General features: G+C 59.3%; 26 protein-coding genes and 2 pseudogenes. 16 read left to right on the top strand and 12 right to left on the bottom strand.

Translation table 11 applies throughout. The annotated features are described in order from the left end of the window. The first annotated feature begins 8 nt into the window (after positions 1 to 8). From yfiR to yfiB, 3 genes are read left to right on the top strand one after another with little or no spacing between them, the layout of a single operon-like run. Positions 9 to 584, top strand: a complete 576-nt coding sequence (gene yfiR / locus AC1RL4_RS14835; RefSeq protein ID WP_028939939.1) for a regulatory sequestration protein YfiR — start codon at positions 9 to 11, stop codon at positions 582 to 584. Then, positions 581 to 1,849 carry a diguanylate cyclase DgcN/YfiN gene (dgcN, locus tag AC1RL4_RS14830; RefSeq protein WP_019582617.1) on the top strand — a complete coding sequence of 423 codons (1,269 nt, stop codon included), beginning with the start codon at positions 581 to 583 and terminating at the stop codon, positions 1,847 to 1,849. Before yfiR ends, dgcN begins: the two co-directional genes overlap by 4 nt. A 5-nt stretch (positions 1,850 to 1,854) precedes the next feature. After that, positions 1,855 to 2,358, top strand: coding sequence for an outer membrane lipoprotein YfiB (yfiB, locus tag AC1RL4_RS14825; RefSeq protein WP_026331954.1), 504 nt, complete (start codon positions 1,855 to 1,857; stop codon positions 2,356 to 2,358). Here yfiB and AC1RL4_RS14820 read toward each other — a convergent pair. Beyond that, complete coding sequence (locus AC1RL4_RS14820; protein ID WP_230173775.1) at positions 2,355 to 3,302, bottom strand: LysR family transcriptional regulator; 948 nt, start codon at positions 3,300 to 3,302, stop codon at positions 2,355 to 2,357. The two genes, yfiB and AC1RL4_RS14820, sit on opposite strands and share 4 nt — an antisense overlap. A gap of 163 nt (positions 3,303 to 3,465) precedes the next feature. Between AC1RL4_RS14820 and AC1RL4_RS14815 the strand changes: the two genes are divergently transcribed. Both AC1RL4_RS14815 and mmsB read left to right on the top strand, forming a co-directional pair. Beyond that, complete coding sequence (locus tag AC1RL4_RS14815; protein ID WP_019582620.1) at positions 3,466 to 4,983, top strand: CoA-acylating methylmalonate-semialdehyde dehydrogenase; 1,518 nt, start codon at positions 3,466 to 3,468, stop codon at positions 4,981 to 4,983. 10 nt (positions 4,984 to 4,993) lie between these two features. Then, entirely contained in the window at positions 4,994 to 5,881 is an 888-nt protein-coding gene (gene mmsB / locus AC1RL4_RS14810; RefSeq protein ID WP_230173777.1) for a 3-hydroxyisobutyrate dehydrogenase, read from the top strand. A 95-nt stretch (positions 5,882 to 5,976) separates the two neighbouring features. On the opposite strand, the gene AC1RL4_RS14805 is transcribed toward mmsB, so the two are convergent. Further along, a complete protein-coding gene (locus tag AC1RL4_RS14805) occupies positions 5,977 to 6,321 on the bottom strand; it encodes a cupin domain-containing protein (protein ID WP_007900627.1) in 345 nt (114 codons plus the stop codon). Between the two features lie 155 nt (positions 6,322 to 6,476). Next, positions 6,477 to 7,361 (bottom strand): LysR family transcriptional regulator, encoded by an 885-nt coding sequence (locus AC1RL4_RS14800; protein WP_028939935.1) that lies wholly within the window; start codon positions 7,359 to 7,361, stop codon positions 6,477 to 6,479. Between the two features lie 94 nt (positions 7,362 to 7,455). Between AC1RL4_RS14800 and AC1RL4_RS14795 the strand changes: the two genes are divergently transcribed. Continuing rightward, the gene (locus AC1RL4_RS14795; RefSeq protein ID WP_096481190.1) at positions 7,456 to 8,220 is read left to right on the top strand and encodes a sulfite exporter TauE/SafE family protein; all 765 of its coding nucleotides are present in this window, start codon (positions 7,456 to 7,458) and stop codon (positions 8,218 to 8,220) included. On the opposite strand, the gene AC1RL4_RS14790 is transcribed toward AC1RL4_RS14795, so the two are convergent. Further along, positions 8,210 to 8,524 (bottom strand): putative quinol monooxygenase, encoded by a 315-nt coding sequence (locus tag AC1RL4_RS14790; protein ID WP_019582624.1) that lies wholly within the window; start codon positions 8,522 to 8,524, stop codon positions 8,210 to 8,212. The two genes, AC1RL4_RS14795 and AC1RL4_RS14790, sit on opposite strands and share 11 nt — an antisense overlap. A gap of 159 nt (positions 8,525 to 8,683) precedes the next feature. Here AC1RL4_RS14790 and mdaB point away from each other — a divergent pair, with 159 nt between their 5' ends. From mdaB to AC1RL4_RS14755, 7 genes are all read left to right on the top strand, one after another. Then, positions 8,684 to 9,274 (top strand): NADPH:quinone oxidoreductase MdaB, encoded by a 591-nt coding sequence (gene mdaB / locus AC1RL4_RS14785; RefSeq protein ID WP_018929424.1) that lies wholly within the window; start codon positions 8,684 to 8,686, stop codon positions 9,272 to 9,274. A gap of 55 nt (positions 9,275 to 9,329) precedes the next feature. Then, positions 9,330 to 10,241: a LysR family transcriptional regulator gene (locus tag AC1RL4_RS14780; RefSeq protein WP_018929425.1), complete on the top strand. Its 912-nt coding sequence runs from the start codon at positions 9,330 to 9,332 to the stop codon at positions 10,239 to 10,241. Between the two features lie 114 nt (positions 10,242 to 10,355). Further along, entirely contained in the window at positions 10,356 to 11,801 is a 1,446-nt protein-coding gene (locus tag AC1RL4_RS14775; RefSeq protein ID WP_493119626.1) for a SulP family inorganic anion transporter, read from the top strand. Positions 11,802 to 12,022: 221 nt separating this feature from the next. After that, entirely contained in the window at positions 12,023 to 13,372 is a 1,350-nt protein-coding gene (locus AC1RL4_RS14770; protein WP_230173788.1) for a GntT/GntP/DsdX family permease, read from the top strand. Between the two features lie 15 nt (positions 13,373 to 13,387). After that, positions 13,388 to 14,248: a MurR/RpiR family transcriptional regulator gene (locus AC1RL4_RS14765; protein ID WP_230173790.1), complete on the top strand. Its 861-nt coding sequence runs from the start codon at positions 13,388 to 13,390 to the stop codon at positions 14,246 to 14,248. 1 nt (position 14,249) lies between these two features. Further along, a complete protein-coding gene (locus AC1RL4_RS14760; RefSeq protein WP_019582628.1) occupies positions 14,250 to 15,707 on the top strand; it encodes an N-acyl-D-amino-acid deacylase family protein in 1,458 nt (485 codons plus the stop codon). Positions 15,708 to 15,868: 161 nt separating this feature from the next. Further along, positions 15,869 to 16,237, top strand: coding sequence for a glyoxalase superfamily protein (locus tag AC1RL4_RS14755; protein WP_018929431.1), 369 nt, complete (start codon positions 15,869 to 15,871; stop codon positions 16,235 to 16,237). Between the two features lie 112 nt (positions 16,238 to 16,349). Here AC1RL4_RS14755 and AC1RL4_RS14750 read toward each other — a convergent pair whose 3' ends face one another. Then, positions 16,350 to 17,054: a methyl-accepting chemotaxis protein gene (locus AC1RL4_RS14750; RefSeq protein WP_404942391.1), complete on the bottom strand. Its 705-nt coding sequence runs from the start codon at positions 17,052 to 17,054 to the stop codon at positions 16,350 to 16,352. Between the two features lie 201 nt (positions 17,055 to 17,255). Beyond that, positions 17,256 to 18,134: pseudogene (locus AC1RL4_RS14745) on the bottom strand (methyl-accepting chemotaxis protein); the annotation flags it as partial. A 395-nt stretch (positions 18,135 to 18,529) separates the two neighbouring features. Here AC1RL4_RS14745 and pmrG point away from each other — a divergent pair. Next, entirely contained in the window at positions 18,530 to 19,201 is a 672-nt protein-coding gene (pmrG, locus tag AC1RL4_RS14740) for a lipopolysaccharide core heptose(II)-phosphate phosphatase PmrG (RefSeq protein WP_096481182.1), read from the top strand. 34 nt (positions 19,202 to 19,235) lie between these two features. Then, positions 19,236 to 20,099: a phosphatase PAP2 family protein gene (locus AC1RL4_RS14735; RefSeq protein ID WP_019582631.1), complete on the top strand. Its 864-nt coding sequence runs from the start codon at positions 19,236 to 19,238 to the stop codon at positions 20,097 to 20,099. Here AC1RL4_RS14735 and AC1RL4_RS14730 read toward each other — a convergent pair. Further along, entirely contained in the window at positions 20,050 to 21,489 is a 1,440-nt protein-coding gene (locus AC1RL4_RS14730; protein WP_204125286.1) for an ArnT family glycosyltransferase, read from the bottom strand. The genes AC1RL4_RS14735 and AC1RL4_RS14730 overlap by 50 nt on opposite strands. Positions 21,490 to 21,681: 192 nt before the next feature. On the opposite strand from AC1RL4_RS14730, the gene AC1RL4_RS14725 reads away from it, so the two are divergent. Next, a complete protein-coding gene (locus AC1RL4_RS14725; RefSeq protein WP_096481178.1) occupies positions 21,682 to 22,206 on the top strand; it encodes a GNAT family N-acetyltransferase in 525 nt (174 codons plus the stop codon). A gap of 347 nt (positions 22,207 to 22,553) precedes the next feature. On the opposite strand, the gene AC1RL4_RS14720 is transcribed toward AC1RL4_RS14725, so the two are convergent. The 5 genes and pseudogenes from AC1RL4_RS14720 to AC1RL4_RS14700 form a co-directional block, all read right to left on the bottom strand. Further along, on the bottom strand, positions 22,554 to 22,922 hold the full coding sequence (locus AC1RL4_RS14720; protein ID WP_230173792.1) for a DUF6124 family protein: 369 nt from the start codon (positions 22,920 to 22,922) through the stop codon (positions 22,554 to 22,556). A 220-nt stretch (positions 22,923 to 23,142) separates the two neighbouring features. Continuing rightward, the gene (locus tag AC1RL4_RS14715; RefSeq protein ID WP_290371283.1) at positions 23,143 to 24,183 is read right to left on the bottom strand and encodes a DMT family transporter; all 1,041 of its coding nucleotides are present in this window, start codon (positions 24,181 to 24,183) and stop codon (positions 23,143 to 23,145) included. 155 nt (positions 24,184 to 24,338) lie between these two features. After that, complete coding sequence (locus AC1RL4_RS14710) at positions 24,339 to 24,596, bottom strand: hypothetical protein (protein ID WP_230173794.1); 258 nt, start codon at positions 24,594 to 24,596, stop codon at positions 24,339 to 24,341. Between the two features lie 35 nt (positions 24,597 to 24,631). Next, a pseudogene (locus tag AC1RL4_RS14705) lies at positions 24,632 to 24,784 on the bottom strand (DUF6124 family protein); the annotation flags it as partial. Positions 24,785 to 24,874: 90 nt separating this feature from the next. Beyond that, positions 24,875 to 25,447 (bottom strand): LuxR C-terminal-related transcriptional regulator, encoded by a 573-nt coding sequence (locus AC1RL4_RS14700; protein ID WP_019582637.1) that lies wholly within the window; start codon positions 25,445 to 25,447, stop codon positions 24,875 to 24,877. Positions 25,448 to 25,467 lie beyond the last annotated feature (20 nt).

Below are 25,467 nucleotides of genomic sequence, written 5' to 3'. Positions count from 1 at the left end.
ATTCCTGCATGAAGTTGGCTGTCTGGGCGACAGAGCGCGTCGTTGGCTGCAAACAAGTGCTGCTTGCCGGCCTCCTCTGTTTGTTGACGGGCGTTGCCTGTGCTGAGTCGGAAACTATCGTGAGCAAAGCCGACCAACGTGCCAGGTCGGTCACTCAGGTGGTACTCGGGATCCTCAGTTATGCCCGATGGCCTGTTGAGCCCCAACAACTGCGCCTGTGCGTGGTCGGTCCCACTGAATACACCGACGACCTGGTCAAAGGCACCACACAAGCCACGGGTCGACCGGTTACTGTACGACGGTTGCTGGCCGATAATCCGGTCATCGCCAGTGAATGCGATGCGGTGTACATCGGCAAGCTGACCGGCGATGAACGCAGTCGGCTATTCGCCTCGTTGACGGGACGCCCGGTGGTGAGCATCAGCGAAGGCGGCGATCAATGCACTGTCGGCAGTCTGTTCTGTCTGCGGGTCGGTGATGAGCAGGTGTCCTTCGAGGTCAACCTCGACTCGGTCGCCCGCAGCGGTGTACGCATTCACCCCAGTGTGCTGCAACTGTCGCGCCGCAAGCCGGCGGCGCCATGAGTCTATTCAAACCTCGCATACGTCCGACCCTGGGATCGGTTATCGGCCGTGGACATTTGATCGTCGCCCTGGTGGGTGTGGCCATGGCCAGTGTTTCACTGACCCTGCTGGGTGTTCTGGCTTTGCGGGTCTATGCCGATCACAACCTGCATCTGATTGCCCGTTCGATCAACTACACCGTGGAAGCCGCGGTGGTGTTCAACGACAAGGCCGCCGCCACCGAAGCGCTGGCATTGATCGCGTCCACTGAAGAAGTGGCTGATGCACAAGTGATGGACGAGCAAGGTGAGTTGCTCGCACGTTGGCAACGACCGGAAACGGGGTGGCTCTCCGATCTTGAAATGCAGATCGCCCGAACGATTCTGGAAAAACCCATCAGCATGCCGATCACTCATCAAGGTCGGGAAATCGGCAGCATCTTGCTCATCGGTCACGGCGGCAGCCTGATGCGCTTTTTGCTCAGCGGTCTGGTCGGAATCGTCTTGTGTACCGCTGTCAGTGCCTGGGTAGCGCTTTATCTGGCGCGTCGGCAATTGCGAGGGATCACCGGCCCGTTGCGCAGCCTGGCTGCCGTGGCTCACGCCGCCCGTAGCGAACGGGCCTTCGACCGGCGCGTACCGCCCGCCGACATTGCCGAACTCGACAACCTGGGCAACGACTTCAATGCTTTGCTCGACGAGCTCGAGTCTTGGCAGACCCATCTGCAAAGCGAAAACGAAACCCTGGCCCACCAGGCCAGCCATGACAGTCTTACCGGGTTGCCGAATCGGGCGTTTTTCGAAGGCCGCCTGATGCGCGCCTTGCGCAATGCAGGCAAGCTGGATGAGGGAGTGGCCGTACTGTTTCTCGACAGCGACCGGTTCAAGGAGATCAATGACAACTTTGGTCACGCTGCCGGTGATGCGGTGCTGATCGCCGTGGCGACCCGGGTTCGTGCGCAGTTGCGTGAAGAGGATCTGGTTGCGCGTCTGGGCGGCGATGAGTTTGCCGTGCTGTTGACGCCGCTGCACAAGATAGAAGACGCCAAACGGATTGCTGACAAAGTCATTGCCAGTATGGACGCGCCAATCCCGTTGCCGGGCGGTACCCAGGTGTTGACTTCACTCAGCATCGGCATCGCCATGTACCCGGATCATGGGCTTACGCCCGGTGCGCTGCTCGATGCTGCCGACGCCGCGATGTATCAGGCCAAACGCCTTTCCCGAGGCGCTCACCACACGGCAGGGTCGGAGCACTCTGTCGTCCATCTTCAAACCAGGAGCTAATTTTTGTGTTCACATTCACTCAGCGTTCTCTGCGATTTTTTACGATTAGCTTATTCATGACCTTGCTGGCATTGACCGGTTGCCAGACGACACCGCAGAAAGGACTGACCCCGGCGCAGATCACTGTGCTCAAGCAACAAGGTTTCGAGATGACGGATGAGGGCTGGGCCTTCGGCCTGTCCGGCAAAGTGCTGTTCGGTAGCGATGTCGAACACCTCAACCCCGCCAGTACCCAGATCGTCGAACGCATTGGCAAGGCGTTGTTGGGCGTGGGAATCGAGCGTGTGAGGATTGACGGCCATACCGATGCCTCGGGCGAGGAATCCTATAACGAACAACTTTCCCTGCGTCGCGCGAAAAGCGTTGAAGCGGTATTGGCCGCTGTCGGCATAAAAGAACAAAACATCCAGCTACGCGGCCTGGGCAGCAGCAAGCCCGTCGCCTCCAACGCTACCGCGGCCGGGCGCACCGAGAACCGCCGGGTGTCGATCGTGGTGAGTGCCGATTAATCGGCGAACACCATCTCCCGGCTTTCCCCCATCAACAGCGCATGATTCTGCTCGGTGACGGTACGGATGTAATCCCACAACAGGGTGATCCGCTTGAGCTTGCGCAAATCCTCCCGGCAGTACATCCAGAACTGCCGGGTGATGGTGATCTCTTGCGGTAATACCGGCAGCAATCGCGGATCCTGAGCCGCCAAAAAGCACGGCAGAATCGCCAGTGACCGTCCTTGCTGCGCCGCCACGAACTGCGCGATCACACTGGTGCTGCGCAGATTGGCGCTGGCACCGGGCAGCACATTTGCCAGGTACAGCAGCTCCGAGCTGAACGCCAGGTCGTCCACATAACTGATGAATTGATGCTTGCCCAAGTCTGCCGGGCGGCGGATCGGTGGGTGCTTGTCCAGATAATCCTGGGTCGCGTACAGCTGCAATCGATAGTCACAGAGTTTGCAGCAGACATAAGGGCCGTGTTCCGGCCGCTCCAGCGCAATGACGATGTCTGCCTCGCGCTTGGACAGGCTGATGAAGTGCGGCAGCGGCAGGATGTCCACCGAGATGGCCGGGTAGGCGTCGACGAAATGGCTCAGCTGCGGGGTGATGAAAAAGCTGCCGAACCCTTCGGTACAGCCCATACGCACATGCCCGGACAACGCGACGCCTGAGCCTGAAACCTGTTCGCAGGCCATGTGCAGGGTGCTTTCGATCGACTCGGCGTAACCCAGCAGACGCTGGCCTTCAGCAGTCAGGACGAAGCCGCTGGTGCGGGACTTCTCGAATAACAGCGTACCTAACGAGGTCTCCAGCGAACTGATGCGTCGCGACACGGTGGTGTAGTCCACCGCCAGGCGCTTGGCTGCGGTGCTGGCCTTGCGAGTACGGGCAACTTCAAGGAAAAACTTGAGGTCATCCCAGTTCAACGAGCCTAAAGACGTGATGTTTTTTTGCATGATGGACCGGCTTTTATGTGCGTTCTTATTAGAAGTTTGCACATCTATACTCCAAAAACAGTCCGACAACCAAATCGCGACACACGCCTCATCTCAAGGCGACTTTCTCGCCTTGGCTCCCAAGATAGCTCTCTAAATAAGAACAACGTCCCGGAGACCCGACATGAACGCATCGCTAGAAACCACCGTACAAAAGGTCAAGTTATTGATCGATGGCGAGTGGGTCGAATCCCAGACCACCGAATGGCACGACATCGTCAATCCGGCGACCCAGCAAGTGCTGGCCAAAGTCCCCTTCGCGACCGCTGCTGAAGTCGATGCAGCCATCAGCGCCGCCCATCGCGCCTTTCAGACCTGGAAGCTGACGCCAATCGGCGCGCGGATGCGCATCATGCTCAAGCTTCAAGCGCTGATTCGCGAGCACTCCAAGCGTATTGCCGTGGTGCTCAGCAATGAGCAGGGCAAAACCATCGCCGACGCTGAAGGCGATATCTTCCGTGGCCTGGAAGTGGTCGAGCACGCTTGCTCCATCGGCAGCCTGCAAATGGGCGAGTTCGCCGAGAACGTCGCAGGCGGTGTCGATACCTATACCCTGCGTCAGCCGATCGGCGTCTGCGCCGGCATTACCCCTTTCAACTTTCCGGCGATGATTCCGCTGTGGATGTTCCCGATGGCCATCGCCTGCGGCAACACCTTCGTGCTCAAGCCTTCCGAGCAAGATCCGATGTCGACCATGCTGTTGGTGGAACTGGCGATTGAAGCCGGCATTCCGCCAGGTGTGCTCAACGTCGTTCATGGTGGCAAGGATGTGGTGGATGCGCTTTGCACCCACAAGGACATCAAGGCTGTTTCGTTCGTCGGTTCGACCGCAGTCGGCACGCATGTCTACGATCTGGCCGGCAAACACGGCAAGCGCGTGCAATCGATGATGGGGGCCAAGAACCACGCCGTTGTGCTGCCCGATGCCAACCGCGAGCAAGCGCTCAATGCACTGGTCGGCGCCGGTTTCGGTGCGGCCGGGCAACGCTGCATGGCCACCTCGGTGGTGGTGCTGGTGGGCGCGGCCAAACAATGGCTGCCGGATCTCAAGGCGCTGGCGCAGAAACTCAAGGTCAATGCCGGCAGCGAGCCAGGCACTGATGTGGGTCCGGTGATTTCCAAGCGGGCCAAGGCACGGATTCTCGAGCTGATCGAAAGCGGGATCAAGGAAGGCGCCAAGCTGGAACTGGACGGTCGCGACATCACTGTTCCGGGCTACGAACAGGGCAACTTTGTCGGCCCGACCCTGTTCTCTGGCGTAACCCCTGAGATGCAGATCTACACCCAGGAAATTTTCGGCCCGGTGCTGGTAGTGCTGGAAGTCGACACCCTCGATGAGGCCATCGCTCTGGTCAACGCCAACCCGTTCGGCAACGGCACGGGTCTGTTCACCCAGAGCGGTGCGGCGGCGCGTAAATTCCAGTCGGAAATCGACGTTGGCCAGGTCGGCATCAACATCCCGATCCCGGTGCCGGTACCGTTCTTCAGCTTTACCGGTTCCCGTGGTTCGAAGCTCGGCGACCTCGGTCCGTATGGCAAGCAAGTGGTGCAGTTCTACACTCAAACCAAGACCGTCACTGCACGTTGGTTCGATGACGACAGCATCAACCACGGTGTGAACACCACCATCCACTTGCGCTAAGGAGCCGGACATGAAAATCGCTTTTATCGGTCTCGGCAACATGGGCGCGCCAATGGCGCGCAACCTGATCAAGGCCGGCCATTCGCTGAACCTGTTTGACCTCAATCAAACCGTGCTGGCCGAACTGGCTCAACTCGGCGGCACCATCAGCACTTCACCGAAGGAAGCGTCGAAAGACGCGCAACTGGTGATCACCATGTTGCCGGCAGCGGCCCATGTGCGCAGTGTCTGGCTGGGTGAAGACGGTGTGCTGGCGGGCATCGCCAAAGGCGTGCCAGCGGTGGATTGCAGCACCATCGATCCGCAGACGGCGCGAGATGTTGCCGCGGCGGCCGCAAAGCAGGACGTGGCCATGGCCGATGCCCCGGTTTCCGGCGGCACTGGCGGTGCAGCAGCCGGGACGCTGACCTTCATGGTCGGCGCCACGCCTGAACTGTTCGCCACTCTGCAACCGGTGCTGGCGCAGATGGGCCGCAACATCGTCCATTGCGGCGAAGTCGGCACCGGGCAAATCGCCAAGATCTGCAACAACCTGCTGCTGGGGATTTCCATGGTTGGTGTCAGCGAAGCCATGGCGCTGGGCAGCGCCCTGGGTATCGACACAACCGTGCTGGCGGGCGTCATCAACAGTTCAACCGGGCGTTGCTGGAGTTCGGAGATGTACAACCCGTGGCCGGGAATCGTCGAAACAGCGCCGGCCTCGCGCGGTTATACCGGCGGTTTCGGTGCTGAATTGATGCTCAAGGATCTGGGGCTGGCTACTGAGGCGGCGCGTCAGGCGCACCAACCGGTCGTGCTCGGCGCGGTGGCCCAGCAGTTGTATCAGGCGATGAGCCAGCGTGGGGAAGGAGGCAAGGACTTCTCGGCGATCATCAACAGCTATCGCAAACCCCAATAAGGGGATTGTGGTGAGGGAGCAAGCTCCCTCGCCACAGGATTCATGCATGCCTTTTTACCGAGAGACCACGTCGGGTGGTCTCTCGGTTTTTTGCATCAGGCAAACACGAAATACTTGCGCACGGTTTCAACCACTTCCCATGTGCCTTTCATCCCCGGTTCGATGACGAAGATGTCACCGGCGCGCAGGTGGATCGGCGCCATGCCTTCCGGGGTGATGATGCAGTAGCCTTCCTGGAAGTGGCAGTATTCCCACTTCACGTATTCCACATACCATTTGCCCGGCGTGCAGATCCAGGTGCCCATGATCTTGCTGCCATCTTCGCTGGTGTACGCGTTGAGGTTGACGGTGTGCGGATCGCCTTCGAGCTTTTCCCATTTGCAGGCGTCGAGTACGGGCAACGGGTGAGTGTCGCGAAGAACGGTAATCGGTGCGGTCATGTGGACTCCGGGCCTTGGAATATAGAAAGTGGTACTGAAGAACTGAAGTCGCACCCTATAGCGCCCATGCTCCGCTCAGTTGTCTGTATTCGACATCGAGCTGTCCAGAAACGCGCAAACGCTCAAAGATTTTCCGGCGGGCAAAAACCTGCCCCTCAGGGCAGAGTCAAGGCGCTCAGCAAGGCCTGGGCATAACGGGGCAGTACGGTGAAGTCCCGGGCGCACAGCAACAGTTTGCGGCGAGCCCACGGCTCTTCCAGTGCAACGCTTTTGAACGGCGTTTCAGCCGGCCAGCGTTCGACCGCCGCCAAGGGCACGATCGCCAGCCCCGCTCCCCGGGCGACCATGCGCATCACGCCCTCGAAACCATCGGCGCGGATGCGGACCTGCATCCGCAAGCCGCTGTGCAGGGCCTGTTCTTCCAGGTAAATGGCCAAGGCGCTGTTGGCGTTCAGACCGACGTAATCGTGGTGCAAAGTGGCGCTGAAATTTAGCGGTCCGGTGTCGGCCAAGGGGTGATCACGCGGCAGGATCAGCACCAGCGGATCGTCGCGGAAATAGCGGGTTTGCAGGCCGTCGGTATCCACGGCGTCGGATACGATCCCCAGGTCTGCTGCGCCCTGGCGCAAGGCGTGGGTGATGCGTGTGCTGGGCAGTTCCTGCAGGTCGATGTCGAGGTTCGGATGGTCGCGCAGAAAGTCCGCCAGCAATTCCGGCAGGTACTCGGTGATCGCAGTGGTATTGCACAGCAACCGCACCTGGCCTTTGACGCCTTTGGCGTATTCGACCAGGTCCTGGTGCATGCGCTCGGCCTGTTGCAACAGGACTCGGGCGTGCTGCGCCAGCGCCTTGCCGGCCGGAGTGGGGCTGACACCACGGCGACCTCGCTCCAGAAATTCGATGCCCAGTGAAGCTTCCATCGCGCGGATTCGTGCACTCGCCGCCGCCAGTGATAAATGGCTGCGGGCGGCGCCAGCAGTGATGTTGCCGGTGTCGAGGATGTTCAGGTAGAGGCGCAGGTCGGTGAGGTCGAAGTGCATACAGTGTCCCGGATCATTTGCCTCTTGTAGAGCAAGAGGCAGCCTCAGTATATGGCAGATTTTCAAGGCACCGTTCAGGGCCCACGATAGCCCCATGAATACACTTGCCGCGTTCTATCAACATCTGGGCTTGGCCCTGTCTTTATTGATTGTCGCCACCTTCCTGCTGGCCGGGATGATCAAAGGTGTGATCGGCCTTGGTCTGCCGACCATTGCCATGGGCCTGCTCGGCCTGGCTATGGCACCGTCGCAGGCTGCGGCGTTGTTGATCATTCCCGCGACGCTGACCAACGTCTGGCAACTGGCCTTCGGCGGTCATTTGCGCGGGTTGCTCAACCGGTTATGGCCGATGCTGCTGGCGATTTTCATCGGCACTGGCGCTGGCACAGTGTGGATCGGCATTGCCGGTGGACATTGGGTGGTACGGGGGCTGGGGGCGGCGCTGTTGATCTACGCCTTGAGCGGGTTGTTCCTGCCGACCTTGCGCGTCGGCGGTCGCACCGAGCGTTGGCTCGGTCCGCTCTGCGGTGTGCTGACGGGCGTCATCACCTCGGCCACCGGTGTCTTCGTGATTCCGGCGGTGCCTTATCTGCAGGCGCTGGGCTTGAACAAGGATGAACTGGTGCAGGCGCTAGGCCTGTCGTTCACTGTCTCGACTCTCGCGTTGGCCGCCGGCCTGTTATGGCGCGGCGCCCTCGGCGGTGGCGAGTTGAGCGCGTCGCTGCTGGCGCTGATCCCGGCGGTGCTCGGCATGTTGCTGGGGCAATGGCTGCGCCAGCGGATCAGCGCCGTGTTGTTCAAGCGCGTGTTCTTCATCGGCCTCGGCGTTCTCGGCGGCCACTTGCTGATCAGCGGCTAGCGGACGATGTGCTGAGCATCTCAATCGGGCGGATATCGAAATCCTGCTCCAGATACTCCATGCGCATGTCGAGGAACTGCCTCATGTGGGGCAGGTTCGAGTGCACGTCCAGATGGGCCTGGGATTGCCAGATCTCGTAGAAGATAAACAGCGTCGGGTCCTGTTTGTCTCGCAGCATGTGGTACTCGATGCAACCGGGTTCGGCGCGACTCGGTTCGACATAGGCACGGAAGAACGCTTCGAAGGCCTCGGCTTTATCCGGGCGGGTCTTGGCGTGCAGGATGAAGCCTTGCAGTTCGCTCATCAGAATCTCCTAAACAGTCAGAATCGGCGCAAGTTTATGGCAACAATCGCTTGTGGATTCGTGCGTATAGGTCAAATGAATTTTGCGGATGGAGCGCTTATTCCGCGCGAGGCTGATCGTTAGGCTGCCGCCATCGATTCCAACCTTGCGAGATTTCTCATGAAAAAAGTCCTGTTGCTCAATGGCGGCAAAAAATTTGCCCACTCCGATGGTCGCTACAACACGACGCTGCACGAAGCAGCGTTGAGCGTGCTGGATCGCGGTGGTGTGGATGTGAAAACCACGTTCATCGACGAGGGCTACGACGTCGCCGAGGAAGTCGCCAAATTCCTCTGGGCCGATGTGATCATTTATCAGATGCCCGGCTGGTGGATGGGTGCGCCCTGGACGGTCAAGAAGTACGTCGATGAAGTTTTCACTGCAGGCCACGGCAGCCTCTACGCCAGCGACGGTCGCACACGCTCCGACGCGTCGCAGAAGTACGGCAGCGGCGGCTTGTTGCACGGTAAAAAGTACATGCTGTCGGTGACCTGGAACGCCCCGCAGCAAGCCTTCGACGACTCGACCGACTTCTTCGAAGCCAAGGGCGTGGACGCGGTGTATCTGCCGTTCCACAAGGCCAATACCTTCCTCGGCATGACCGGTCTGCCGACCTTTTTGTGCGTCGATGTGATGAAGCGCCCGAATATCGAAGCGGATGTGGCGCGTTATGAGCAGCACTTGACCGAGGTGTTTGGCCTTAAGGCATGACGCTCGGCTACTATCGATATCTGAAGCAGCGCAGGACTATCGATAAGGGACACACGTGAAAGCCAGATCCGATGAGTTGCAGATTTTCGTCTGCGTGATTGAGTGCGGGTCGATTTCGGCTGCGGCTGAGCAAGTCGGGCAAACGCCGTCGGCGGTCAGCCGCACGCTGTCGCGGCTGGAGGCCAAGCTCGATACCACGTTGATCAATCGCACCACGCGGCGCATGGACCTGACCGAAGAGGGCAAATATTTCTTCGAGCACGCCAAGCTGATTCTCGATCAGATGGACGAGCTCGAAGAGCGCCTGTCCTCACGCCAGCAAACCCCGTCCGGGCGACTGCGGATCAACGCCGCGTCGCCGTTCATGCTGCACGCCATCGTGCCGTACATCGATGAGTTCCGCCGTCTCTACCCGGACATCCAGCTCGAACTCAACAGCAACGACTTGATCATCGACCTGCTCGAACAAAGCACCGACATCGCCATCCGCATCGGCACGCTGGCCGACTCGACCCTGCACGCCCGCTCCCTGGGTTGCAGCCCGCTGCACATCGTCGCAAGCACAGCTTACCTGGAACAACACGGCGTACCGAGCGCTGTCGAGGATTTGAGCGAGCACACGCTGCTGGGTTTTACCCATAACGAAGGTCTCAACCAATGGCCACTGCGCTATGTCCACGGTGACCGTTGGCCGATTCAGGCGTCAATCAGCGCGTCGAGTGGCGAGACGATCAGGCACCTGGCGCTGGCCGGCCAAGGCATTGCCTGCCTGTCGCACTTCATGACCATCGACGACATCCGCGCCGGTCGCTTGCAGGTGCTGCTGGCGGAGTTCAACAGCGGATATCGCCAACCCATCAACGCGGTGTACTACCGCAACTCGCAATTGGCCCTACGGATCCAGTGCTTTCTGGACTTTATCCAGGGCAAATTGGCGGCTTATGCGATTGCCGATTTCAGGGGCTGATTCGCAGGCCGCGTGATCGTTCATTGCGGGCAGGCCACCCATTCACTGGCCCGCCCGCTGTCAATTCCGTAACATCCGCGTCCCTCTTTTCCCGCCTGTATTTTTAGGTAAGCCATGAAACCCAAACGTCTGCGCGCCGATGTCCTGGCCGGACTCACCACCTCTTTCGCCCTGCTCCCCGAATGTATCGCTTTCGCGCTGGTGGCCCACCTCAATCCATTGATGGGGCTTTACGGCGCTTTCATCATCTGCACCCTGACTGCGCTCTTCGGCGGACGGCCGGGGATGGTGTCTGGTGCCGCCGGCTCGATGGCGGTGGTGATCGTTGCGCTGGTGGTGCAGCACGGTGTTCAGTACTTGCTGGCGACGGTGCTGCTGGGCGGACTGATCATGTTGGCGTTTGGTCTGTTGAGGCTGGGCAAGCTGGTGCGCATGGTGCCGCACCCGGTGATGCTCGGCTTCGTCAACGGTCTGGCGATTGTCATTGCGCTGGCCCAGTTGGAGCACTTCAAGAGCGGTGAGGCCTGGTTGAGTGGGGCGCCGCTGTACATGATGATCGGGCTGGTGGCGCTGACGATGGCCATCGTTTACCTGATGCCGCGCCTGACGCGGGCCGTGCCGCCGGCGCTGGTGGCGATTCTGGGCGTTGGGCTGGCGGTTTACCTGCTAGGCCTGCCGACCCGCACCCTGGGCGACATGGCGCACATTGCCGGTGGCTTGCCGGGTTTTGCGCTGCCAGACATCCCCTGGAGCCCGGAAACCCTGCGCATCATCGTCCCTTACGCGATATTGATGGCGGTGGTCGGCTTGCTGGAAACCCTGCTGACCCTGAACCTCACCGACGAGATCACCGAGAGCCGCGGTTATCCGGATCGCGAGTGCGTGGCCTTGGGCGCTGCCAACATGGTTTCTGGTGTGTTCGGCGGCATGGGTGGCTGCGCGATGATCGGGCAAACCGTGATCAACCTCAGCTCCGGCGGTCGCGGTCGGCTGTCCGGTGCGGTGGCCGGGGGGATGATCCTGCTGTTTGTGCTGTTCCTTTCGCCGCTGATCGAGCGCATTCCGCTGGCCGCATTGGTTGGGGTGATGTTCTTGGTGTCGCAGCAGACGTTCGCCTGGGCTTCATTGCGGGTACTGAACAAGGTGCCGCTGAACGATGTCTTGGTGATCATCGCGGTCACGGTGATTACCGTGTTCACCGATCTGGCCATCGCTGTGTTGTGCGGGATCATCATTGCGGCGCTCAACTTTGCCTGGCAACACGCTCGCGAGCTGTATGCCGACAGTCACGTTGAAGCCGACGGCAGCAAGCTCTACCTCCTGCACGGCACGTTGTTCTTCGCCTCGACGACGCCTTTTCTCAACCAGTTCGATCCCGCCAATGATCCATCCGTGGTCACCGTCGACTGTCGCCACTTGAGCTTCGTTGATTACTCGGCCATCGCCGCGCTGAAGACATTGCGCGAGCGCTACACCAAGGCTGGCAAGCAGCTACGCGTACTGCACCTGTCCGAGCGCTGCAAGAAACTGCTCAAGCGCGCCAGCGAACATCACGACTGAAATCGATGAGTGATGATCGTTCCCACGCTCTGCGTGGGAACGATCCGTGTCCGCGATGAAAATTCCGCTATCCGATTTTCATAACCCGCGATTTCCCATACCTCTGCACGACATCCCTTACCCCTCCACGAAAATTACTTTCACTTCGTTTGAAAGTAATCCGTCGAAATGATTTATGAGTTTCACAACCCATTCGACGTGACCCTTTCGAGGAGTACCGCATGACGCTTTCCTTCGGCTATTGGCTGTTGGTTTACGCCGCCATCGCCATCATTGCGCTGATCGTTCTGATCGCCCGTTACCGAATCAATCCCTTCATTGTGATCACCCTGGTGTCTATCGGCCTGGCGCTGTTGGCGGGGATGCCGCCGTCGGGTGTGGTGGGGGCGTATGAGGCCGGGGTTGGCAAGACGCTGGGGCACATTGCGCTGGTGGTGGCGCTGGGCACGATGCTCGGCAAGATGATGGCCGAGTCCGGCGGTGCGGAGCAGGTGGCGCGCACCTTGATCGACCGTTTCGGCGAGAAAAATGCCCACTGGGCGATGGTGTGTATCGCCTTTCTTGTAGGGTTGCCGCTGTTCTTCGAGGTCGGTTTTGTCTTGCTGGTGCCCATCGCATTCACCGTGGCGCGGCGGGTGGGCGTGTCGATTCTGATGGTCGGTTTGCCAATGGTTGCGGGGCTTTCGGTGGTCCACGCGCTGGTACCGCCACACCCGGCGGCGATGCTGGCGGTGCAGGTCTATCAGGCGTCGGTGGGGCAGACCTTGCTCTATGCGATTCTGATCGGTATTCCGACCGCGATTATCGCCGGTCCCCTGTACGCCAAATTCATCGTGCCGCGCATTCAACTGCCGGCCGATAACCCCCTGGAACGCCAGTTCCTGGAGCGTGAGCCGCGCGATAGCCTGCCGGGCTTTGGTATCACCATGGCCACCATTCTGCTGCCGGTGGTGCTGATGTTGATCGGCGGCTGGGCCAACCTGATCTCCACGCCGGGTAGCGGTTTCAATCAGTTCCTGCTGTTCATCGGCAACTCGGTGATCGCCCTGCTGCTGGCGACCTTGCTGAGTTTCTGGACCCTCGGGCTGGCCCAGGGTTTCAATCGCGAGTCGATCCTCAAGTTCACCAATGAATGCCTGGCGCCGACCGCCAGCATCACCTTGCTGGTCGGTGCTGGTGGTGGTTTGAACCGGATTCTGGTGGACGCTGGCGTCACCAATCAGATCGTCAGCCTGGCCGATGAATTCCAGTTGTCGCCGCTGTTGATGGGGTGGCTGTTCGCCGCGTTGATGCGCATCGCCACTGGTTCTGCCACCGTGGCCATGACCACCGCGTCAGGGATTGTCGCGCCGGTGGCCATTGGTCTGGGGTATCCCCACCCGGAGCTGTTGGTGCTGGCGACGGGGGCGGGGTCGGTTATCTTTTCCCACGTCAACGACGGCGGCTTCTGGTTGATCAAGGAATACTTCAACATGACCGTCACCCAGACCTTCAAGACCTGGACAGTGCTCGAGACGCTGATCTCGCTGGTCGCCTTCGGCCTGACCGTTGGCCTTTCTCACCTGCTTTAGTCGGAGCCATCCGCCATGGACATCCTCTATCAGATCCGCGCCCGTCAGGAATCCTTCAGCGCCGGTGAAGGACGCATCGCCCGGCTGATGCTCGACGACGTAGGATTTGCCGCCTCCGCCAGCCTCGATGAACTGGCGCAGCGGGCGGAAGTCAGCACTGCCACGCTGTCGCGATTCGCCCGCACAGTCGGTTGCCGCGACCTGCGGGATTTGCGCCTGCAACTGGCCCAGGCCAGTGGCGTCGGCAGCCGCTTTCTCGACCCGGCGGGCACGCCCGAACAGTCGGCGTTCTACGGGCAGATTGTCGGCGATATCGAGTCGACTTTGCGCCAGCACCTGGCGGCGTTCGATGAGTCGCGCTTCGCCGATGCGGTGAAACTGTTGGGCAAGGCACGGATGATTCACGCCTTCGGCATGGGCGGCTGCTCGACCCTGTGCAGCGATGAACTGCAAGTGCGGCTGGTGCGCCTCGGCTACCCGATTGCGGCGTGTCACGACCCGGTGATGATGCGCGTCACCGCCGCCAGCCTTGGCGCCGAACACGCGGTCATCGCCTGCTCGCTGACCGGCATCACGCCCGAACTGCTCGAAGCGGTGGAGCTGGCGCGCAGCTACGGCGCACGCATTCTCGCCATCACCCGCGCCGACTCGCCGCTGGCGCAATTGGCCGATGTGCTGTTACCGCTGCAAAGCGCCGAGACTTCCTTTATCTACAAACCCACGGCGGCGCGCTACGGCATGTTGTTGGCCATCGATGTGCTCGCCACCGAGCTGGCGTTGGCCAGTCCTGAAGACAATCAAGAACGTCTGCGGCGGATCAAACTGGCCCTGGACGACTACCGCGGCGGCGACGATCACTTGCCGCTGGGAGACTGACATGACGTACGACACGCTGATCCGCAATGCGCTGATTATCGATGGCAGCAACACCCCCGGTTACCCCGCTGACGTGGCGATTCTGAATGGCCGCATCGAGCGAATCGGCGACTTGCACGACGCTCGCGCCATCGAAGAAATCGAGGCCGCTGGCCGAGTGTTGGCGCCGGGTTTCATCGATGTGCATACCCACGACGATACGGTGGTGATTCGCCAGCCACAGATGCTGCCCAAACTCAGCCAGGGCGTGACCACGGTGATTGTCGGCAATTGCGGGATCAGCGCGTCGCCGGTGAGTTTGCGCGGTGATCCGCCGGACCCGATGAACCTGCTCGGCACCGCCGCGGCGTTTGTGTATCCGCGCTTCAGCGACTATCGCGCCGCCGTCGAAGCGGCCAATACCACGCTGAACGTAGCTGCGCTGGTGGGGCACACCGCGTTGCGCAGCAATCACCTGGATGATCTGTATCGCACCGCGACCGACGCTGAAATCAGCGCGATGCGCGAGCAACTGCGCGACAGTCTTGAGGCCGGTGCCTTGGGTTTATCCACAGGCCTGGCCTACGCCAGCGCCTTCTCGGCATCCACTGATGAGGTAATGCAGTTGACCGAAGAGTTGACGGCATTCGGCGCGGTCTACACCACCCATTTACGCAGTGAGTTCGAACCGGTGCTGGAGGCCATGGACGAGGCGTTCCGCATCGGACGCCACGCACAGTCGCCGGTGATCATTTCCCACCTCAAATGTGCCGGAGCCGGTAACTGGGGCCGTAGTCCGCAATTGCTGGCGTCCCTCGAACACGCCGCGAAAACCCACCCGGTGGCGTGCGATTGTTATCCCTACGCGGCGAGTTCTTCGACGCTGGACCTCAAGCAAGTCACCGACGCCCATCGCATCACCATCACCTGGTCCACGCCGCACCCGGAAATGGGGGGGCGGGATCTGATGGACATTGCTGCCGAGTGGGGCACTGCGCTGCTAGAAGCAGCCCGCCGACTGCAGCCGGCGGGGGCGGTGTATTACGGCATGGACGAGGCCGATGTACGAAGCATCCTCGCGCATCCGCTGTCGATGATCGGCTCCGACGGTTTGCCGGAAGACCCGTTTCCGCATCCACGCTTGTGGGGCGCCTTCCCACGAGTGCTCGGACATTTCAGTCGCGACGTCGGCCTGTTTCCGCTGCACACCGCCGTGCACAAGATGACCGGGTTGTCGGCGGCACGCTTTGGCTTGAAGGAACGTGGCGAGATTCGTGAAGGATATTGGGCGGATCTGGTGTTGTTCGATCCGGCGACGATTCGCGATGTGGCCGACTTCAACGATCCGCAACGGGCGGCGCAAGGGATTGATGGCGTATGGATCAATGGTGCCTTGAGTTATCGCGACGGGCAGGCGAACGGCAGAAGGGAAGGGCGATTTCTGGCGCGAGAGGGGGATTTGCGTAAAGGGTTTCATTGATCGCGCCTTCGTAGAAGCTGCCGAAGGTTCGGGCCGCGTTCGGACGATCTTTTGATCCAGGTCTCATGGTGGCACATTGCAGTTAAAGAAAGCCGTCGCCAAGCCGAAGCGCTGACATCCAGCCCAGCTACACTGGGCTCATTCAGTCAGGGAGTTACCCCATGAGTTTCGGCAAAACCACCCCGATCCTGCGGATTTTCGATGAAACCAAGGCTTTGGAGTTCTACGTCGAGTTCCTGGGGTTCAAGATTGATTGGCAGCACCGCTTCGAGGCGAACCTCCCGCTGTACCTGCAAATCTCCCGTGGCGAGTGCGTGCTGCACCTCTCCGAACACCATGGCGACGCGACACCGGGCTCGGCCCTGCGCATCGAGACCGATGAGCTGGAGGCGTTCCAGCAGCAATTGCTGGCCAAGGAATATAAGTTTGCGCACCCACAAATCCAGGCGATGCCGTGGGGCAGTCAGGACATGACCGTGGCCGATCCGTTTGGCAATCGGTTGGTGTTTACCAATGCGATTAGTGTCTAAGCGTTAGATAGCCTTCGCGGGCAAGCCTCGCTCCTTGTACAGGTTACTCACTGAACCTGTAGAAGCGAGGCTTGCCCGAGAAGGCGATTTATCATTCACCGCAAAGTGAATATCAAACCCGGAAGTGACTCACCATCATCTGTAACTGATTGCCCAACCGCGCCAGTTCAACACTGGACGCAGCGGTTTCGTCGCTGGCGGTGGCGGTCTGTTCGGACACGTCGCGTACGTTGATGATGCTGCGGCTGATCTCTTCGGCCACGGCGCTTTGTTGCTCGGCGGCGGCAGCGATCTGCTGGTTCATTGACTGAATGTTGGACACCGTGCGGGTGATGTTTTCCAGTGATACGCCGGCCTTGCGAGTCAGCGCCACGCTGCTGTCGGTCAGGGTACGGCTGTTGTTCATCACCGCCGCCACTTGTTGAGTGCCGTTCTGCAAGCCGGCCACCAGGCCTTCGATTTCCTCGGTGGATTTCTGTGTGCGCTGGGCCAGGCCACGAACTTCGTCAGCCACCACCGCAAAACCACGACCAGCCTCACCGGCACGGGCCGCTTCGATGGCGGCGTTGAGGGCCAGCAGGTTGGTCTGTTCGGCCACGGCTTTGATCACATCCATGACGCTGCCGATTTTGTCGCTTTCCTGCTGCAGTACGCTCATCGCTTCAGTGGAGCGCACCACTTCGCTGGCCAGGCGCTCGATCTGGGCGATGGCTTCGTTGACCACTTTGTCACCTTCGCGAGCTTCACCGTCAGCGGCGGCTGCGGCTTGGGAGGCTTCTTCGGCGTTGCGCGCGACTTCCTGCACGGTGGCCGTCATTTCGTGCATGGCGGTGGCGACCTGATCGGTTTCCACTTTTTGGCTGTTCACACCGGCGCTGGTCTGCTCGGTCACGGCCGACAGTTCTTCGGCGGCGCTGGCGATCTGAGTGACGCCGTCACGGATGCCACTGATCAAGTCCCGCAGGGTCACGCCCATGCGCGCAATGCCTTGCTGCAACACGCCGAGCTCGTCGCGGCGGGTGACTTTGATGTCTTGAGACAAGTCACCACCGGCGATGCGTTCGACCACTTTAAGGGTATCGCGCAACGGACCGGTGATCTGACGGGTGATGACCACGGCGGCGATGATGCCCACCAGCAACGCCAGCAAGGTGCTGATCAATTGCAGTGTGCGGGCCTGGGCGCTTTCGGCATCACGGCGGTCGAGCTGGAATTGATACAGCTTATCGCTCAGGGTCACGATGGCGGCGCCCTGATCGGTCATTTCCTTACGCGCCTGCACCGCATCGCTATTGGCGGCTTTATAGGCTTGCAAGGCACTGCGGTAGTTGCTCAGGGCGGCTTCCAACTGACGCAGCGCGTCTTGTTGGGTTTCGGCGAAATGTGTGTTCAGTGATTTCAGGCTGGCGATGGCCGCATCCAGTTGGGAAACGGCTTTCTGCTCGGTCTCGGCATTGGTGTTGGCGGTGTAGCCGCGCACTTCATAGCGGGCAAGAATGAACGCTTCCTTGGCGGCGGTGATGGCCAGGAACTGTTCGAAGCGCTGATCGCTCAAGGGCATTTGCTGCACACGGATATTGATCGCATCGATCAGCTTGCTAGCGGTTTCGGCGTTGGCTGCCATGGCTTCGCGGGCGCTGTTGCCGGTGCGGTAGGCGCTGCGCATTTTGTTCAGCGACGTCTGATAAGCGGCGATGGTCGCGGCCTGCTCTTTGAGCATTTTGACGTTTTCAGGGTTTTTGAAGCTGCCCAGCAGAGCGGTTTGCTGAGCAACAAAACTGTCCAGGGTGGTTTGCACATTCTGTGCGGCGGTTTCGTCGCCGTTGGTCAGCATGTATTGCAGGCGAACCACGCGCAGCTTGGTCAGGCCGGCATTGAGCTGAGTGATGTCGCTCATCCAGTTGCTGCGGTCAATCAACCCGCCCAGGCTGGTCCAGCCGGTCAGGGCGAGGATGCAGGTCAGTGCCAGGACCAGGCCGAATCCCAGGCCCAATTTCAGGTTCACGCTGATGTTGCCGAACCAGCTATTCATCAAATTCCTCCAGGAACGTTGCGCTTTTGATCGTCGGTTGGCTGGAAGATTTTTGTTTTTGGGAGCCAGCAAGGTGTGTAGCAGGTATGTATCGGCCGCAATCCCGGGAGCTGAAAGGATTTTGTCGGATGGATTCTGTAACAAGATTTTTACGCAGGTCTTAAGCTTTTTTTCACATGGGTTTCACCAGCAGCCGACGCAAGACTCTCTACTCTGGTGGCTTTGTATGATTGTGATGCATGCCGGCGAGGCGGCTAAACGTGGAATTGAGACTGAGTCTGTTCGGGATAAAACGCTCGATCGATCTGAGCCGTTTGGCCCGTTATCGAAACGCTGTGGTCATCGTGGCTTCGCTGTTGCTGGTGATCCCGCTGACCGTGTGGCTGTTGCGGCCTGCGGCTGTGCCCGATCTGGCCCATGGCAATGTGGCGGGTGCCCGTGCGCTGGCTGCGGGTTGGGCCAAGGGCGACATGATCGTGCTGGTGCGTCACGTTGAGCGTTGCGATCACTCCACCGCCGCCTGTCTGATTGGCAATGATGGCATTACGGATCGCTCGCGTAGCGTGGCGGTGGGGGTCGGTGCACAGTTTGAACATCTGGGCCTGAACAAGGCCGATATCTACAACAGTCCGATCATCCGTGCGGTACAGACCTCCAGTTATATGTTCAACAAGGTCGGCGTCGGCGAAGACTGGTTGATCAACTGCAGAGGCAGCATGTTGCGCGATGCCCTGGCGCACAAAGTAGCCGGGCGCAACCTGATTCTGGTGACTCACAGCGAGTGCATGGATCAACTGGAAAAAGATCTCAAGCTGCCGACTGTTACTCTAGGCTATGGTGCTTCTCTGTTTATCTCCGCTGAAAAACCTCAGGAACCTCGCATGCTTGGTTCCATCGAAGCCTCTGACTGGCACTCGGTAACCACCGAGTGAGCTTCTTCTTCATCCCTCTGGATCTGGACGTACGATGCTGACTTCTTCCCGTTACCGCTTTTACTGGGTGAACTTTGGTATTCCGCTGGCCTGCGCGGTCGCGGTGTTCCTGATGTTTGACATGACCAAAATCGACATCGCTTTCAGCGATCTTTTTTATGACCCGGCAACCCGGCTGTTTCCGTTGGACCATGTCCGTCTCTTCGAGAAAATCACCCATAAATGGGCGCGAATCATCCCGAACTGGACCGGTGAGGTCGCGATCATCGGCGCCTTGCTGTCGTTTCTCTGGCCGCGATTGAAGGCTGAGAAACATTCGAAGATCATCGCCTTCCTGGAAAAAATCAAAGTCGCGCCCGTGCTTCGGTTCGCCAGTAAACACCGCCGGGACTTCCTGTATGTGGTGTTCGCGTTTTCCATCAGCACCGGTGTTATCCACTACCTCAAGAGCCACACCAGTGTGTATTGCCCGGTTGAAACCACTCAGTACGCCGGGAAAATCGAGCACAAGGAGTGGTACCAGAATTTTGACCTGCTGAAAGAAGCCGGTGACGGTCGCTGCTGGCCGGGTGGGCATGCGTCGGGTGGCTTCACCATGCTCGCGCTGTACTTCGTGGCTCGCCGCTACCGCTGGCGGCACGCCAAAGCGGTGATGTACGGCTCGCTGCTGCTCGGTTTCGTCTATGGCACGACACGAGTCCTGCAAGGCTGGCACTACATGTCCCACACCTTCTGGTCCGGGATCTTCGTGTGGCTGACGTGTTTGCTGACGGCATTGGCGTTCTATGGGCGGGCGCGGCTGGAACTGCCGTTGCTGCAGAAGGCTGCGGTACCCGTCGCCGAGCCGTTTACAGGGTCACAAAGTAGTAAGCCTGACGCCCCACCTTCATTGTCTTGATCACCTTTAAGGGCGCGGCGGGTTCATTTACACCAGACATGAGTGCCACATTAGCCGGTGAGGCACTCAAAAAGTCATGCAATTGCGCCTCGGTATCCAGGCCTTTGAGTACGCGCCGGGTGTAGAACACACTGGCGCCGCCCACCCGCTCGTTGGCCTGAAACAACGCGACCTGCTGCCCGCTGTCCTGAAATGCCTGAATCTGTTCAGTCAGCGGCAGGAAGGACAGTGTGCGATCAGCGTGAGGCAATGCCCATTGAGCCGCAGCGACGTAGCTGCCGATCACCAAGGCTAGTACACCAACACCTACACCACGACGATGCCGGACAATCAGCCCCGGCAAGGTCGACGCACCGGTGTAGGCTTGAAGTCGCTCGAACAGCACGCTCGCATATTCTGCGGCAATCACCGCCGCTGCCGGCGTCATGGACATCATGTATACCGTGCGTTTGCTCGACGCCAGGGTCAGCATGACGAACTGCGCCAGCAGCCACACCGTGAAAAACAACAGGTAACGATTGGCCATCAGGCTTTTGCGAAAGTGCCACAGCCCCAGGTACACCAGAATGTTCCAGGGCGCGAAGGCCTCCGGCAGCTTGGCCAGATAGTAGTAGAACGGCTCGTAATGGCCGGCCTCGACGAAGGAGCCGCTGAAGCGCCCGACGCTATTGGTCAGCAACACTTCCCCCACGGCATGCACACCATCGCGCTGATACAGCACCGCGAGCCAGATCATCAGCGGCACCAATCCCAACAGTGTCAACAGGCCGGGGCGCAGCCAGTCCGAGGGCTTCAGGCGCTTGTCCATCAAGGTTTCGGCCAGCAGATACGCGAAGATCACCACCCCCGGCATCGCCAGCCCCAGCACGCCTTTGCTCAAGGTCGCGATAGCGATTCCTGAAGCAAACAGCAGGGCATTGCCGACGGTCGAGTGCCGTTGACCATGAAAAAACGCCAGCAGCGCCATACTCACGCCGAAGGCCAGTAATGCGTCTTCGCCGACGCTGCGCGTATTACTCCAATAACTGGCCATGGTCGCCAGCAAAATCCCCGCCGTCCAGGCAACAACCTTGGGCCGGTTGAATCGCCGCAGCATCGTGTACAACAGCATCACACTGAACAGCCCGGCAAACGCGGACGTCAGTCGCACCGCCCACGGCGTACCACCGAATGCGCGAATCGCCCCGGCGTCGAGCCACAAGCTCAAGGGCGGTTTTTCAAGAAATGGCTCGCCGAACAAATGCGGGGTCACCCAGTCGTTATCCAGGTGCATCTCCATGGCAATTCCGGCGACCCGGGCCTCCGTGGAACCTTGTAATTGGTGATTGCTTAGCGCGAAGAAAAACAGCAGGACGGCGAGCAGAAACAGTGAAGAGACGGGGCGTGACATGAGTTTCTGGCTAACCGAGCAGGGGACCGGGAACCCCAAGCATACGAGTTGAATGCTTAACGAAACATGAACGGCCAGCGAGAGGTGACGGGTGACGTTGGGGCAGCATTGACGGGGGTGATCTGAGTAGCAGCGTCCTTCCAGGCGCTGTTATTGTCTGACGTCGTGGAGTTTGTCGTTAAGGATGATGCAATGGAGCTTGCGCTGACAGTTGGCACTCACACATTGAGATTGAGCGCCCTCGACCCCGAATGGTGTAAAGCGTTGCAGCATGCGCTGAACGCCAGTTTTACAGTCCACTCCAAATTTCTGCCCTGGGCCAAACCCTACACCACCGAGGACGAGGCTCGATCGTTCCTCGCGCGGGCAGTCGATGAATTCAAAAGCGAAACCGGTGAGCGGCGGCTGTTTATCGTCGACGATACCGCGCACGCGATCATCGGTTGCATTGGCTTGAAGCCCCGGCGCCGTAACCGGTATGTGCTCGGCTACTGGGTCAATACCGAGTATTCGGGCAAAGGCTATATGCGCACGGCGCTTGAAGCGTTGATCAAAAGCATGCCCGGATTCACGTTTTACCTGACCATTGCCTCGGCCAATATGGCGAGCCAGCGGCTGGCCGAAGCGGCCGGGTTTGGCTTGATCAGACGGTGTTATCAGAGGCCTTGTTTGCAGCCGCATGAGGCGCAGGATACGTATTTGTATCGGTTGAAATGATGATGGAGCAGTCACTGGAACCGACCGCTAACCAAATCGCAGGCAAAAAAAAGCCCGCGGGAGGGCGGGCAAACCGTAGTTTCTTGAATGAGCGAGGGAAATGTACAGGTTGGAGGGAGGCGATGGGGTGAAGAAAAATTCATGTGGATAGATGGCTTCAGTCGTTCGTAGCTTCACCAAAGGTATGAAATGAAACTGCATTGTCTCGTATAAGTAACATTCAGCTTCAATTGTCACGTATACAGAACATCTCTACCCATTCAAAGCCCAAAAAAGGCACCTGCGATATTCTCGTAAGGTGCCTTTTTGTGTTGGGGGAGCGGCATTCGATCAACGAGCGCGATCACTCAGTGAAGAACGGGAGGCTCGCCCATGGCCACCGACGCGTTCGGATCAAGGTTATCCTTCGCTCGGTTGACCAAAAGCTCGGTCAGCATCGTCAACTGCTGAAGCGCCAGTGCCACATTGCGTTGTGGGCCTTCGAGTCGGTCGGCAAAGTCCAGCGTCATGACGTTGAGGGACGCCAGGGTTTCGCTGGCGTGAGCGAGCAGGGTGGGCATGTCGACGTCGGGGCGGACGCTGAAGATGTTCCTGTTCACGTTGCGCCGGCGGGCGCTGACAGCGCGCTCGGTGGTTTTGGGCTGTTGGGTTGGGTCGAGAGTTTCAGGCTGTGAAGTGGCCGTATTTTTCAGTGGGATTCGGGTGATCTTTTTCATAAGGGCGTTCCATTGGTTTGGGGATCCTTACGTAATTTCGGCTTGTTAAAACCATCCGCAGGGTCGCAGCGAAGGGTGAAGATTATCTTCCAGAAATGTTGTTCGCCAGTTCATGACAGTCGCTACGGGTTGCAGGAAAATTCCCAGGATGACGTGGTTCTAATCTGTCAGAGAAATCCTTTTTCACTACCCTGAGCAACCGCCGTGCCGTCTCAGCCGCTCAGTGTTGGTGCCTGTGATGGATATCGGGAAAGTGCGGATGACTGTGTTTGATGGGAGCGTGGTCGTGTAAATGGCTATGAGGTTCAGTGCCGTCCCACTCAAAGGCATGTTCATGTTGATGGTGTTCATCGTGAATATGCGGATGGTCATGTGTTTGCGGATCGTGTTGGTGCTCGTGAGAATGGCTTTCGGTCAGGTGTATCCAGACGCCAACCCCCATCAGGCCGGCAGCCACCCAAAACACCCACGTCACCGCTTCGCCTAACAACAGGATCGAAATAGCGGCCCCCAGGAACGGTGCAGTAGAGAAGTACGCACCTGTGCGCGCGGTGCCAAGCCCCCGCAAAGCCAAAACGAATAGCACCAGGCTAACGCCGTAGCCCAAAAAGCCTACCAGTAGCGTTGGCCCCAATAGAGACAATTCAGGGAGATGCATGCCAAGAGCTATCCCCAAAGCGCAGTTGACGACCCCGGCGACCAATCCTTTGATGCCAGCGATGAACAATGCATCCGATGCGGAAACCTTCCGGGTAAGGTTGTTATCGATGGCCCAACAGAAACAGGCAATCGCCACGGCGACCGGGCCAACCCAACCATGGATCCCTGCGGAAGTTTGAGGCCAACCCAAGAGCACGCCACCGGCAACGATTGCGATCATTCCAGCGACGATCCGCCGGTCGGCGTTCTCCTTGAACACCATCCAGGCAAGCAGGGCGGTCAACACCGCCTCAAGGTTTAGCAACAGCGAAGCAGTGGTAGCTGATGTGAGGGTAAGGCCAAACATTAAAGACACCGGCCCCAACACGCCGCCGAACGCGATAGCGCCAATGAGCCATGGCCATTCGGAAATGGTTAAACCGACAGGCTGCCAGCCGCGATCACGGATCAGCCGGGTGACCGTGAGACCCAAGCCACTTCCCAGGTAAAGCAAACCGGCGAGCAAGACGGGTGAAACGTTCAGCCCCAGGACCTTGGCAAGCGGTGTACTGGCACCAAACAGCGCTGCAGCACCCAAGGCGTATAAAACGCTTTTGTTCATCATCTGTTCCGTAGCAAAAGGCATGGTTGAGCAACACGATACTCGTCATGCATCGATAGCGCATTGAATCGAATCCACAAAAAAGGCACCTGCGATAGGCTCGTCAGGTGCCTTTTTGCGTTGGGGCGCGGCAACGATGTCCTGTGCCGGATTCGTTAAGACGCTGAAACCTGCCTCTGCAACCGCCGCCCCACCACATCCAGCAAATCGCAACCATCACGCAACGAAGTCACCAACACCCGCGCCAGCTCGCTGTAAACGCCTTCGTTCACAGCGAAACTCTCCAGCAACTGAGTCGCCGTGCGGATGCGGTAAGCCGCCGTTTCATGCAGCACATCCAGCGGCGCTTCGGTGTCGATCAGCAGCGACGCGATAGTGCAGTCGATGCCGGTGATCGGCATGTATCGATCCATGACAAAACCTCCATTCGATCAACGAGCGCGATTGCTCAGTGGCAGACGGGCTCGGCCGCCGGCAGGGGCGAGTCGAGATTATCCAGCGCTCGATTGATCAACATCTCGGCCAGCACCGCCAGTTGTTGCATCGCCAAGGCCACGTTGCGATGCGAGCCTTCGAGATGGTCAGCCAGATCGGTGGTCAGTTCATGGAAGCCGCTACGGGTTGCGGGAAATTTCCTAGGACGGTGAGTACGAATCTGTCAGGCAAAGAACTTCTCTCTATTACTTGCCCGTCAACTCACAACAATAATCTTCGAAACCAGCTCCGCGCTGTTCTTGGCCTGTAGCTTTCTCATTAGGCGTGCGCGATGGACTTCCACGGTTCTGTGGGAAATCGCCAGTTTTTTTGCCACTTCCTTGCAGGTCAGTCCATTGACGATGTGCATCGAGATTTCTCGTTCGCGGGGCGTGAGGTTTACCGTCGCGTAGTGCGGTCGGTCCATGCGTTCGAAGTGCCAGACCATCAGTTTGAACGGATCGTCCAGAGTCAGGGTATAGCCGTGGGACCTGGCCCAGAACACCTCGCCGTTTTTATGTTGCATGAAGCGTTCATCGGAGTAGGAGCCGCTCTGGCTGTTGAGCAACCAGTTCTGGCTGCGGTTGCCAATGGCCTTGTAGTCCGCCTGGGAGGGGTAGATCAGCAGGGTCAGATGACCCAGAAGCTCCTCGCGAGCGTAACCGAACAGCTCCAGAAATGCCTCGTTGCAGTCGAGCATCACGCGGTTGCCGGTGATGAGCTGCGGGGCGGGTGACACCTGGAACGCCAGACGTTCAAGGTCTTTGAGTTGCTTTGCGAAGACGGTCATTGGGCATCCTGCCTTGACTA

The organism is Pseudomonas sp. GW822-FHT07A10, assembly GCF_058798795.1.
This window is presented reverse-complemented; position numbering and strand designations above follow the sequence as displayed.